The sequence below is a fragment of the Lysinibacillus capsici genome, from assembly GCF_020217405.1.
Classification (GTDB): Bacteria; Bacillota; Bacilli; order Bacillales_A; family Planococcaceae; genus Lysinibacillus; species Lysinibacillus capsici.
The window spans coordinates 1233198-1246908 of record NZ_CP084108.1 but is presented as its reverse complement, the minus strand read 5'-3'; the positions used below and the strand labels follow the sequence as shown (position 1 = coordinate 1246908).

At 37.8% G+C, this 13711-nt stretch carries 10 protein-coding genes; all 10 read right to left on the bottom strand.

Annotation, left to right across the window (positions count from 1 at the left end; translation table 11 throughout):
- Positions 1 to 14 precede the first annotated feature (14 nt).
- Complete coding sequence (gene ymfI / locus LCP48_RS05850) at positions 15 to 743, bottom strand: elongation factor P 5-aminopentanone reductase (protein WP_004224940.1); 729 nt, start codon at positions 741 to 743, stop codon at positions 15 to 17.
- A complete protein-coding gene (yfmH, locus tag LCP48_RS05845) occupies positions 740 to 2041 on the bottom strand; it encodes an EF-P 5-aminopentanol modification-associated protein YfmH (protein WP_004224941.1) in 1302 nt (433 codons plus the stop codon). Before yfmH ends, ymfI begins: the two co-directional genes overlap by 4 nt.
- On the bottom strand, positions 2038 to 3309 hold the full coding sequence (yfmF, locus tag LCP48_RS05840) for an EF-P 5-aminopentanol modification-associated protein YfmF (protein ID WP_216486713.1): 1272 nt from the start codon (positions 3307 to 3309) through the stop codon (positions 2038 to 2040). The genes yfmH and yfmF overlap by 4 nt, the downstream gene beginning before the upstream one ends.
- Positions 3310 to 3479: 170 nt before the next feature.
- Positions 3480 to 4439: an ABC transporter permease gene (locus LCP48_RS05835; protein WP_004224944.1), complete on the bottom strand. Its 960-nt coding sequence runs from the start codon at positions 4437 to 4439 to the stop codon at positions 3480 to 3482.
- A 1-nt stretch (position 4440) separates the two neighbouring features.
- Positions 4441 to 5487 carry an ABC transporter permease gene (locus LCP48_RS05830; protein ID WP_004224945.1) on the bottom strand — a complete coding sequence of 349 codons (1047 nt, stop codon included), beginning with the start codon at positions 5485 to 5487 and terminating at the stop codon, positions 4441 to 4443.
- The gene (locus tag LCP48_RS05825) at positions 5487 to 7034 is read right to left on the bottom strand and encodes an ABC transporter ATP-binding protein (RefSeq protein ID WP_009371165.1); all 1548 of its coding nucleotides are present in this window, start codon (positions 7032 to 7034) and stop codon (positions 5487 to 5489) included. The genes LCP48_RS05830 and LCP48_RS05825 overlap by 1 nt, the downstream gene beginning before the upstream one ends.
- Before the next feature lie 376 nt (positions 7035 to 7410).
- Positions 7411 to 8496 carry a BMP family lipoprotein gene (locus LCP48_RS05820; protein WP_004224948.1) on the bottom strand — a complete coding sequence of 362 codons (1086 nt, stop codon included), beginning with the start codon at positions 8494 to 8496 and terminating at the stop codon, positions 7411 to 7413.
- 53 nt (positions 8497 to 8549) lie between these two features.
- Complete coding sequence (locus LCP48_RS05815) at positions 8550 to 9278, bottom strand: GntR family transcriptional regulator (protein ID WP_004224950.1); 729 nt, start codon at positions 9276 to 9278, stop codon at positions 8550 to 8552.
- A 199-nt stretch (positions 9279 to 9477) separates the two neighbouring features.
- Positions 9478 to 11769 (bottom strand): FtsK/SpoIIIE family DNA translocase, encoded by a 2292-nt coding sequence (locus tag LCP48_RS05810; RefSeq protein WP_004224951.1) that lies wholly within the window; start codon positions 11767 to 11769, stop codon positions 9478 to 9480.
- Between the two features lie 154 nt (positions 11770 to 11923).
- Entirely contained in the window at positions 11924 to 13591 is a 1668-nt protein-coding gene (locus LCP48_RS05805) for a ribonuclease J (protein WP_004224952.1), read from the bottom strand.
- Between the last annotated feature and the right edge of the window lie 120 nt (positions 13592 to 13711).

Below are 13711 nucleotides of genomic sequence, written 5' to 3'. Positions count from 1 at the left end.
TGCAAAAGAGATTATTATATGTACCAACCGCCATTTAATCGTACGATTTGTCCTGTCACATAATCAGCTTTACCAGACAAATAAAAACGTACCATTTCAGCCACATCCTTTGTTTGTCCAATGGAGCCTAGTGGGATATCGTCCAAAATGTATTGAAGCTCTTCTTGATTTAGATGGCTGTTCATTGAGGTATTTATAAAGCCAGGAGCAATAGCATTTACTCTAATCCGAGATAATGCCGCTTCTTTTGCATAGGATTTGACAAAAGCATGTTGCGCACCCTTAACAGTTGCATAAAGTGCCTCTCCAGCTGAGCCAGCCTCTCCCCAAATGGAACCTATAAATAGTACATAGCTTACTTCATGCTTGCGAAGTTTACCAGAAAGTAAAGCTGTCAATCTCATAGGATTTTGAACATGAACCCGCCATAAAGCATCCATATCCTCCACTGTCGTATCTTCAAGCAATGAATAATGGGCTTGTCCATTGGCAAAAACAATAGCCTGCACATTAAAAATTTGTGCGGCTACCATTTCTGCTCCATTAACGATTGAAAAATCGCCCTGTACAAGCATAAATTCTTGTGCAGGGAAATTTTCGGAAAGCCTTTCACATAACCTCTGTGCCGCATTTTGATTGTTTGAATAATGGACATAGATGGACCAGCCGTCCTCAGCTAAGAGTTGACAAATGGCATGACCGATATCACCTGATGCACCTAAAACAAGGGCAAATTTTTTCACTGTGCATCCTGCTTACTTGGCAGAATTTTAAAGACTGTTTGCTGCGTTTCACCTTGGATAGAAGCAAATGCTTTTTGTAAATCCTCCACGGTTAATGTCTCAAGTACTGGTACTACATCAAATAAATTCATGTCATTAAAGGAATATCGTGTAAATTGGTTTGCGATAAACTCGATTGAATTTAGTGCACGTAGGAAGAACCCAATTTTTTTGCGTTTTATACGATCCAAACCAGCACGATCAAATTGACTATTTCCTTCATATTTTGCTAGTTCATCCATAATTGTTTTTGCCAATTTATCAGGCTCTGCTGAATCTGATCCGATCATGGCAAACCCAAAGCCATTTTCTAAAGTAAAATCAAAAGCATATGTCTCATCAATTAAACCTTCCTCGTAAACACGTTCATAAAAATCAGAGGTACGTCCAAAAATAAGTTCAAGTGCAATTTGAACCGACAACTCATGCTTTAACATGTCCTGACCTGATAAATTAGTGTCTTTCGCTTTTAAACCTACATAAATTTTTGGTTTTTGAACATCCATATTTAATGTACGTTCTTTAATGGCTACCTCTGTTGGTTCTATATCAAAGAAACGTTGAATTGGCGTTGGTTCTGGGAATTCTTTTTTACCCTGATTCTCACGAATAAACGTCATCATTTCTTCTGGTTCAACAGCACCAATCACAAATAACAACATATTCGAAGGGTGATAAAACGTATTGTAGCACGTATATAAATGCTCCGCTGTAATGCCATCAATCGATTCTATTGTACCAGCGATATCAATTTTTACAGGATGATGATGATACATATTTTCGATTGTGCCAAAGTATAGACGCCAGTCTGGTTGATCATCATACATTGTAATTTCTTGCCCAATAATTCCTTTTTCTTTATTGACAGTAGCTTCTGTAAAGTATGGTTCTTGGACAAAATTCAATAAAGTTTCTGTACTTTTATAAATATTGTCAGTAGATGAAAATAAATAAGCTGTACGCGTAAACGATGTAAATGCATTCGCAGAAGCACCATATTCGCTAAATTTTTGGAAAACATCTCCATCCTCTTTTTCGAACATTTTATGCTCTAAAAAGTGTGCAATACCATCTGGTACAGTAATACTTTCTGTTTCACCAATTGGCACGAACGTACGATCGACAGAGCCGTACTTTGTTGTAAATGTAACAAATGTTTTGGAAAAGCCTTTTTTCGGCAATATATAAACATCTAAGCCATTGTCTAGTTTTTCATAATAAAGTATTTCATCTAATTGTTTAAATTCTATTGTTTTCATTGTGCGGCTTGCTCCTTTCCACATAAGAAATAGACCGCTTCAAGCTGCACTTGCTTTGCCATTGCAACAACATCTTCTTTTGTCACAGCTTTCCACTTATTTGCCCAGGCTTGAACTGAGAATTCCTCAGGTAAATCCTTATATTGATCAAAAATTTCAATTTGACCTCGTGCCGAATCTAAGGATTCTTTTAGCTGATTCGTCAGCATAGCCTTTGTTTGCTCCAGCTCTAAATCTGTAATGTCTCCAGCCTGCATGACAGCAAGTTGTTCTTTAATTAAAGATAGCGCTTTTGCTTCATTTTTAGCTTCAATCCCAGATACAACAAATAAAAGTCCGTAATGCGAAGCGTAGGAACTAGAAGCATAATAAGCAAGACTCTCTTTTTCGCGAACATTCATAAACAACTTGGCATGTGGATATCCACCAAAAATGCCATTAAAAATTTGCATCTTAGAGAAATCTGCATCACCAAATCTAACAGGTGTACTAAAGCCAATATGAAGTTTACCTTGTTTCATTTCATGCTGTTCTCTTACATAATCATTGTCTGGATGTTGTTGTGGGAGTACTGCTGGTACTTTCTCAGGAGTACGATCATTAAATGGTAGCGCTTTTTTTAATTTCTCAACCATTTCCTCTTCATTAATGTCTCCAGCTACATAAATATCGATTTTGTCGTTAGCTAGCATCGATTGATAAGCCTCAAATAATGAGGAAGGGGTAATCTTTTGAATTTCTTCGACACTACCATTCGCTGAAATTGATGCTGGCTCATTTGGTCTCAGGATTTGTTGTAGACGGAATTGAGCAAAGCGAGATTTATCATCAAAAATAGATTCAATACGTTGAATAACTGTCTTTTTCTCACGCTCAACAACGGATTCCTTAAAGACACCATTTTCTAGATTAGGCTCAAAAATAGCTGTATGCAATAAACCAAGGACTTCGTTTAAGACACTCGTATTCGCTAGATAATGATCATTAACAGTCTCTACATTCATAAGAACTGTATGCTCATTTCCACGCTTCGATGTATCAAAATACAAAACTGTACCATACAAGTCATCTAAAAAGCTTCGAAAAGCAGCAGTTGTCTTATATTTAGCATTACTGTGCTGCAGTACATTTGTTAACACTGTACGCTCTGATGCACTTTTAGCCGTTAATGCTCTTCTCCATTTAATTGAAAAATTTACGGTTTTAAATTGGGTCGTTTGTCGGATATGCAAATTGACACCTTTTGCAAAAGGTATTGTTTTAAACATATGAAACCCTCCTATCCTTCTTAATATAACGATGTACTACACATACTATACATGTCTATTGTCTATAATTGCAAAAGGAATCCAAAGTATGTATGGGAAAAATTAAAAATTACGCCAATTATATAGAAAAAGGACTGAGCATAGCTTGCCCAGTCCTTAAAATGCTTTTCTTAGCGTTTACCTTTAATATAAGGCTGTCCACTCGCTTTTGGTGCATTTGCTTTACCAATAAAGCCTGCTAAAGCAAGAATTGTTAACACATACGGTAAAATTTGTAGATAAACTGCTGGAACATTCTCGATTAGCGGAATTTGATTTCCTGCAATACTTAATGTTTGTGCTAAACCGAAGAATAGGGCTGCACCTAGTGCTCCAATTGGATGCCACTTCCCGAAAATCATTGCGGCAATAGCCATGAAACCTTGACCAGCAATTGTTGCGTGTGAGAAGTCGTGTGTAATTGTTTGTGCATACACTGCACCACCAAGACCACCTAATGCCCCAGAAATCATCACAGCAATATAGCGCATTTTATTTACATTTATACCCATTGTATCTGCTGCCATTGGATGTTCACCCACAGCACGCAAACGCAAGCCGAATGGCGTTTTATAAATGATAAACCATGCTCCGAATGCTATAGCAAAAGCTAAAATTGATGTACTGTAAACATCATGGAACAGTAAACGACCGAAGAACGGAATATCCTCTAAGTAAGGGACACCAAAACGACGAATTGGTTGGTCAATCATATCTGTTTGACCTTTATCATAAATCATTTTTACTAAGAATACGGTTGCAGCTAAACCAAGTAAATTAATAGCTACCCCTGATACCGTTTGATCGGCACGGAAAGAAATAGAAGCTACAGCATGGAAAAGTGAGAACACAGCACCAATCACAACAGCTGCTAGCATTGCCACCCAAACTGTTGCTGCCCCTAATGATGAAGCGAATTCTAAATTGACAAAAATACCAACAAAAGCACCGACAATCATTAAGCCTTCTAGCCCGATGTTGACAACACCAGAGCGTTCAGAGAATACCCCACCGATGGCCGTAAAAATCAAAGGTGTTGCATAAAGAATCGCTGAAGGGATGATGAAATATAACATTTCTAAAAAGCTCATGTTATTGTCCCTCCTTTTTCTTGCTCAGCTTTTGTAAGCCTACTCGAATAATATAGCCTGATGCAACGAAGAAGATAATCAACGCAATAATAATGGATACAATTTCTTCTGGAATACCCGCAGCATTTGGCATATTTAATGCACCATATTTTAAAGAACCAAAAAGGGATGCTCCAAACACTACCCCAAGTGGTGTATTGGCACCAAGTAGCGCAACGGCGATACCGTCAAAACCAATTCCCGTAAAGCCAGGTTTAATGGATGCGTTTTGGAATGTCCCTAAAGCTTCCATCGCACCACCAAGGCCTGCGAACATACCAGAAATCGTCATAGCTAAAATAATATTTTTATTGACACTCATACCTGCATAGTCAGCAGCATTTTTGTTAAAACCTACTGCTTTTAGCTCGTAGCCACGTGTTGTTTTTTCTAAAATGAACCACATCACAACTACCATTAAAAGTGCAACAATGATCCCATAGTGAAGACTTGAATTGTCTGTAAGCTCTCTTAAAAACGGAGAACGTAAAGAAGCTGACTCGTGGATACGTTCTGTTTTAAAGCTGCCATCGGACAATTTTTTAATCACTGCATTTGCAATATAAAGTGCAGTGTAATTCAGCATAATTGTCGCAATAACTTCGTGAACTTTAAATTTCGCTTTTAAGAAACCTGCAATAAAGGCCCAAAATGCACCTGCAGCAGCTGCCGCAAGCAATGCTAATGGTAAGTGAATGATTTTAGGAAGTTCAAACGCATAACCTACCCAAGCAGCGGCTAACCAACCTAAAATTAGCTGACCTTCCACACCGATATTGAAGAGCCCTGTACGGAATGCAAATGCTACCGCAAGACCTGCTAAAATATATGGTGTAATTTGACGAATTGTGTTCCCGATTGAATATGAATCTCCAAAAATACCTGTCCAAAGAGCGATATAACCTTGCACTGGGTCATAGCCACTGACTACCATCACGATAGCCCCTACAATTAAACCGATAATGATAGAGATGATAGGAACGAGGATATTAATGACACGATTTGACATTAGTCGTTCCCCTCCTTCGCATCACGCTTTATATTTTTTTTTCTTTGTCCTGCCATTAGTAAGCCTAGCTCTTGTTCAGTCGTTTCTTTCGGATTTAACTCATCGACAATTTGTCCATCATAGATAACAGCAATTCGATCCGAAACATTCATCACCTCATCTAATTCAAATGAGATTAACAAAACGGCTTTCCCTTTATCACGTTGCTCAATTATACGAGAATGAATGAATTCAATAGCTCCTACGTCAAGTCCACGTGTTGGTAGAGCAGCAATTAATAGATCAGGGTTACGGTCAATTTCACGACCAATAATTGCTTTTTGTTGGTTACCACCAGATAATGCACGAGCTGGTGTCATCTCCCCATTACCAGTACGCACATCATACTCTTTAATGATTTGGCGAGCTTTCTCTGACACCTTTTTATAGTCCATCACAAAGCCCTTCGCTATTGGAGATTGGTAATAAGTTTGTAATGCAATATTATGCCCAATTGGGAAATCTAAAACTAATCCATGCTTATGACGGTCTTGTGGAATATGTCCTACGCCTTCCTCTGTAATTTTACGAGGCTTCATGTTAGTAATATCTTTACCATTCAGCTTGACTTTACCACTTTTAATTTTGCGTAGACCTGTAATGGCTTCTATTAACTCGGATTGACCATTACCATCAATACCAGCAATACCTACGATTTCACCTTTACGAACATTTAAATTAAGACCTTTAACTTTATCAATATTTCGATAGTCTGTAACAAACAAGTTCTCAATCGAAAGCACTTCTTCAGTCGGTGTCGCCTCCGTTTTTTCCGTTTTAAATTCAACTTGACGTCCAACCATCATTTCAGCAAGCTGATCAGGATTTGTGGCAGCGGTTACAACAGTGCCAATCCCTTCTCCCTTACGGATAATCGTCACTCGGTCTGACACTTCCATAATTTCTTTTAGCTTATGCGTAATTAAAATAATGGATTTACCCTCTGCGATAAGACGGCGCATTATTTGAATTAATTCGGTAATTTCTTGCGGTGTTAATGATGCAGTTGGTTCATCAAAAATTAAAATTTCGGCACCACGATACAATGTTTTTAATATTTCTACACGCTGTTGCATACCAACCGTGATATCCTCGATTTTGGCGTTCGGATCAACATCTAATCCATACTTTTCAGAAAGTGCTTGTACTTTCTTAGCCGCATCTTTTATATTCACAATTCCCATTTTAGTAGGCTCAGTGCCTAAAATGATATTTTCTGTTACCGTAAAGTTTTCTACCAACATAAAATGTTGATGCACCATGCCAATCCCTAAATCATTGGCAATATTCGGGTTTGTAATTTTTACAGCCTTCCCACGTACAAGAATTTCGCCACCCTCTGGTTGATACAAACCAAAAAGGACGTTCATCAAAGTCGATTTACCTGCACCATTTTCACCTAGCAATGCATGAATCTCGCCTTGTTTCAGTTGGAGGGTGATATTATTATTCGCCACGAAATTACCGAATTCTTTACGGATTCCTAGCATTTCAATCACATAATCCAAATTTGTCACTCCCTTAATAGGCACTATTATTAAGTATTTTCATCTTAGCGTATAGTATCTGCTGCTACATGATGGATGGTACAGATAAGCCATACGTCCAGTAATAAATTTTCTACTAGAGGCTATATTTTATTACCGATTTAATATCCCACCTATAGAGGTAGATGTTTTGCTAAATTAATACAGGAAAGGTCATCGTTAGAAACCTTTCTTCTATTAACTTGTTACCATCATTATTCAAATCATAATTACTACCTCTATAAGGTTCCTATAAATCTAGCTAAATAGAGTATTGCGAATAATCTAAATATAACGATAGATTGAAAAATCATCATAAGGTCCTTCTAAGAGTCCCTTATGATGATCAAAAGATGAATTATTTTTCCACTTTTTCTGGAACTTTGATTTCACCCTTAGCAATTTTTTCTTTATATTCGTCGATTACTTTTTGTACATCTTCTGGAATCGCACCGCGAGAATCCGCAAGTTTAACGCCATCTTCAGCTAAACCGTAAACAAGTGTTTCTCCACCTGGGAAATCACCATTTTTCGCTCTATTTGAAATATCTACTACTGCTGTATTAACACCTTTTAACATAGAAGTTAATGTAACGTTTGTTTTATCGTCTACTTTACCTTCTTCGTATTGGTCAGCATCTACACCGATAACCCATACATCAGCATTTGGATCTTTCGCTTTACGCTCTTTTGCTTCAGAGAATACACCGTTACCAGTTGCTCCAGCAGCGTGGAAGATTACATCTACACCTGAAGAATACATGCTGTTCGCTGTAATTTTACCAAGATCTGCTTTATCAAACGCACCAGTATATTTTACTTGAATATCGATATCCGGGTTTACTGCTTTAGCCCCTTCAACGAAACCAGCGTGGAAACGGTTAATAACTGGAATATCAACGCCGCCTACGAAGCCGATTTTACCTGTTTTAGATGTTTTCGCTGCAGCAACACCTGCTAAGAAAGCACCTTCTTGCTCTTTGAACAGTACGTTTACTACGTTGTCTGCTTCTACTTCAGCGTCGATTAATGCAAAGTGGTTATCTGGATTTTCAGAAGCAACTGCATCAATTGCATCAGCCATCATGAATCCGATACCAAATACTAAGTTAAAGTCACGACGAATTAAGTTGTTTAAGTTTGTTTCATAGTCAGCATCTGAAGCTGATTGTAGGTAGTCAAAACCACCATCACCCTTTGATAAATCGTGCTCTTTACCGTAAGCTTGTACACCTTCCCATGCAGATTGGTTGAATGATTTGTCATCAACGCCACCTACGTCAGTAACCATCGCTACTGAGAAAGCTTCTTCTGTGCTTTCGCCACCTGAAGCATTGTCATTTTCTTTCGCTGGCTTTTCGTCGTCTTTCGTACCACAAGCACCTAAAATAGCACTTGCCGCTAATACTGATGTTAATACTAAACCAAATTTACGTTTTTTCATTTAATTAACCCCCCAAAGGTATTGTAATTAGCAGGAAAAAATTTAGAAATGTTCTACACCCGTTTACGAACTACATGGAAGCTGAATTTATCAGCTCGGAAATAATTTTTTGAATAGAGCACTACTTGATCATGATCATCATAATGCAATTGCTTTAACACTAAAAGAGCTGTCTCACGTCCACAATTTAAAATCGGTGAGGCTTGTTCATGATACCCAATTGGATCAATATAGGTTACAGCATAAGCTACATGAATTTTGCCAGATTGCTCAAGTGCAGAGAACAGTGAAACTTCTTTTTTTTCGACAAAGTCAGTAGGCAGGAAGCTTGCAGGTAGCCTGTCTATGCAGTATACTACTGGCTCACCATCCGCTGTTCTGACACGTTCAATCGTGAGTATTTTATCGTCGCCATCACTTTGGAAGCGTTTTAAATCTTCCTCAGAAGGCACGTGCTCAGTCGCTTTTAAAAATCGCGAACCTGGCTCCATACCTGCTGCCTCGATCATAGAAGAAATACTAGATAAATGCTCGATGCCTGATGTAAACAACGGCTTCGGGTTAACAAAAGTCCCAACCCCATGTCGGCGCACAATCACATTTTCCTCTTCCAACAGTCGAAGTGCTTCTCTAAGTGTTGCTCGACTGACTCCTAGTGATTTCGATAATTCAAATTCTGAAGGCAGCTTTTCATTTTCTTTAAAAATGCCAGCCTCAATGTCAGATTTTAAACGATCGATTACTTGAAGATAGAGATGACGATGATCTGCTTTAATAGTCACATATATCACCACCAAAACTAGAGATCAGACATCTGATGTACAACATTCCTACTAATCGTTCATAAATATAACATTTTTGCAGAATGAAATAAACAGTTTTGAGTAAAATCTGTTATAGAATTCATTCTTTCTTTATTTTTTCTGCAAATTTTTGGACAAAAATACAATTGCTCTCACCATTTTCATCTTCATTTTTTGCTTAGTTATCGTATTGGTGAACAAGTACTTGACGAGGTTTACTACCCTCTGGAGGCCCAACAATACCGCGTTGCTCCATCTGATCAACAATACGTGCAGCTCTTGAATAACCAATACGGAAGCGACGTTGAAGCATAGAGACAGATGCTGTTTGCATATTGACAACTAATTGGACTGCTTCATCGTATAAATCATCTGTTTCCTCTAATATGGTTTCTTCTTCAGTAGGAATCATCTCCTCCTGATACTGAGCTTTTTGCTGTTCTATAACAAAATGAACGACTGCTTCCACTTCTTGATCAGATAAAAAGGCACCCTGCACCCTTTTCGGTTTAGAAGCTCCAGCAGGTAAAAATAACATATCGCCTCGTCCTAATAATCGTTCAGCTCCACCCATGTCTAAAATTGTTCTTGAGTCAATCGCGGAAGAAACGGCAAAAGCAATTCGGGATGGAATATTTGCTTTAATGACACCTGTTAAAACATCTACACTTGGTCGTTGTGTGGCAATAATCAAATGAATGCCAGCCGCCCTTGCCATTTGTGCTAAACGTGTAATCGAATCCTCTACATCACTTGATGCGACCATCATCAAGTCCGCTAACTCATCTACAATAACCACAATATAAGGTAGCTTTGGATGCTTTTCCTCTGTTTGATCATTAACCTTTTGGACATGTGCATTATAGCCCTCAATATTTCTTGTACCTGTATGAGAAAACAAATCATAGCGACGTTCCATTTCAGATACCACTTTTTTCAGTGCTTGAGAAGCTTTACGTGCATCCGTTACGACAGGCGCTAATAAATGTGGAATCCCATTATAAACGTTTAATTCAACCATTTTTGGGTCTATCATCATGAGCTTCACTTCATGCGGTTTTGTACGCATTAGTATGGAAACAACAATGCCATTTATACACACACTTTTCCCACTTCCTGTAGAACCAGCTACAAGTAAATGTGGCATTTTATTGAGCTCTGCTAATACAGCTTGTCCTGTAATATCACGACCAAATGCTACTTGTAATAATGCTTCAGGCTTAGCACCATCTTTCGATTCTAATACCTCACGAAGTGTTACAATGGCTACCTCACTATTAGGTACTTCTATACCAATCGCAGATTTCCCAGGAATTGGCGCTTCCATACGAATATCTTTAGCTGCCAATGCTAATGCAAGATCATCTTGCAAATTGACAATTTTGCTTACTTTCACTCCGATATCTGGTAAAATCTCGTATTTCGTAACAGCAGGACCTAAATGCACCTGTGTGACCTTTGCCTTTACGCCAAAGCTTTGTAATGTTTGTTCAAGCTTTTTGGCATTTGCTTGAATCACTGAATATTCACCACTTTGATCATGTTGTGGTGGTAATTGTAATAAATTATATGATGGGAGCTGATAATCTGCATTTTCTACTGCATCTGTCCCCTGAATCTGGACATCATCCGTTGCTTCTTCTAGTTCATTTTCCACCAAGTGAGTTGTATCCAACACTTCTCTTTCCTGTGAAACATTCTGTGTAAAAGCAGAAATAATCGGTTCATGTGGTATTTCTTCTTCTTGTTCAGGCATATCTATAGATTGATTAACGGCTGCTACTTCATCCCCACTCTCTACTCTAGAACGACGATTATTTGGTTTCTTCGGTGTATTTTTTTTCTTATCTCGGTGCTTTTTTTTCCATTTACCAAATATATCTGGCGTTTTTTCTGCTAAATAAGGCACTAATGCTTTACCAGTGACAAGAATTAAACCAATAAAGAAAATAACCCAAGCAACAACTTTTGCCCCTGAGGCCTCAAACAGCACATGAAGCCCGCTAAAGAGTAGGGCACCAATCATGCCCCCTCCCAAAGCATTACTACGATGAATGATACCATCTGTATTAATCAAAATTCGCCATGATTCACGTAGCACAGAATCAGATAGTAGACCACCTGATTTGGATAGTTGTTCAAATAATATGCCATGGCTAAAAATCGTTAAGCTCATAACAATGAGGAACATGCCAAGTATTAATCGATCCTTTATCCCAACTTTTTTACGACCAATCATCATTAACAATGCAACAAATATAAGCATAAATGGAACAGCAAAATGTAAATTACCAAAAAGGAACATGGCGATTGTTTGTAGAATCCGCCCGATCATGCCGTATTCAAAAATCATAATGACTGCTAATGCAATTAAGAGCAACCCTAATATTTCGTACATAAGCGGATGCATGTCTTTTTTTTCTGTTGTCGCTTTACTTTTAGTAACTTTTTTTCTCTTACTAACTGCCATCTAATTCACCTTCTTCTGCAATCCATTCTATATATGTAGCGAATCATCACATGTAGAACTTGAATATTTCAAAAAAAGGATTTTCCACCGCAATTGGGAGAAAATCCTTTTTCATTTATTTTTTCCTCAAAGCATATACGATGAGCTTGTTCAATTAATATTCCATAATAATAGGAATAATCATTGGGCGACGTTTTGTTTTTTGGAATAAATACGTATTTAGCGTATCTCTAATTTCTTGTTTAATATTCGTCCATTCAAAGGTTTCTTTCCCAACGTACTTTTCAATCACATTCTTCGCTATGTCAGAAGCCTCAATCATTAATTCCTCTGATTCTCGTACATAGACAAAGCCTCGTGATAAAATTTCTGGCCCAGAGGCAATTTTCTTTTGTGCTCGATTTAATGTTACCACCACAATGAAAATACCATCCTGCGATAATAATTTACGGTCACGAAGTACAATATTACCTACATCGCCTACACCAATACCGTCAATTAAGACATTACCAGCTTGTACACGACCACTCATGCGCATTTTATTATTTTTATATTCTACGATATCCCCTTTATCAGCGATAAAAATTTGGGATTTTTGCATACCTAGCTGTTGTGCTAATTTAGAGTGCGCAATTAGCATACGGTATTCTCCTTGTACAGGAATAAAATACTTTGGCTGCATTAAGTTTAACATCAGCTTTAAATCTTCTTGGCTACCATGTCCTGAAACATGGACATTTTTGCTAGAAGTCAAAATTTCAGCGCCTGCTTTTGACATTGAGTTCATTGTATTCGCCATTTGAACTTCCATGCCAGGAGAAGGTGTAAACGTGATTAGTACCGTATCACCTTGTTTAATTTTAATATCACGATGGTGCTTACGGACAATTTTTTCTAAAGCATCAAGAGGTTCGCCTCTGTTGCCAGTTGCAATAATAATAATTTCATCATCTTGATATTTTTGCATTTCCGAGATCGGAATAATTGTATCTTCTTCAACTGTTAAATAACCAAGCTGTACGCCTAAATCAACCGCTTTTTCCAATGGCTTGCCTACAATTACAACCTTACGGAATGATTTCTGAGCTTGAGCAAATACTTGTTGAATTCGAATAAAATTCGATGCGTAAACAGCTACTAAAATACGACCCGGTGCTGAGTGGAATGTTTTGGATAATTGTTCTTCAATGACAATCTCTGATGTCGTATATCCTGGTCGCTCAGCCTCGCAAGACTCAGATAATAGAATGAAAACGCCGTCTTCACCTAGCTGTGCCATTTTTGCTAAATCAGGTTTAAATTTACCTGTCGCTGACTGATCAAATTTAAACTCTCCTGTATGAACAATCGCGCCTTCAGATGTATGGAACACTACCCCTAACGAATCGGGAATACTATGTGTTGTGTGGAAGAATGTTACATACGTTGAGTTAAAATTCATACGACTACGGTTTGTTACTTCAAAAAACTTTACTTGATGTGGTGCAGGTAATTCTTTTAAATGTTCCTTTGCTAATGCAATAGTTAATTTCGAACCGTACACAGGTGCCTTTATTTTTTGTAATACATAGGCAATAGAACCAATTGCATCTTCATGACCATGTGTTAAGAAAATACCTTTCACACGTTCTTTATTTTCTTCTAAGTAAGTAATGTCAGGAATCACGATATCTATACCTAGCATTTCATCTTCTGGGAACATTAAGCCGCTATCCACCACAAATAGCTCTTCATCAATTTCTACTACGTACATGGCTTTCCCAATTTCGCCTACACCACCAAGAGGGATGATGCGGATTAATTCATTTTTCTTTTTTGTCAATTTATTTCCTCCTAAAAAATATCCCGAACAGCAACCACTTAACATTTATTATACGGTTTGCAAAGCTTTTGCACAAATTAAAAATACATGTTTCACGTTGGAAATAGATTTTCCTGCTAT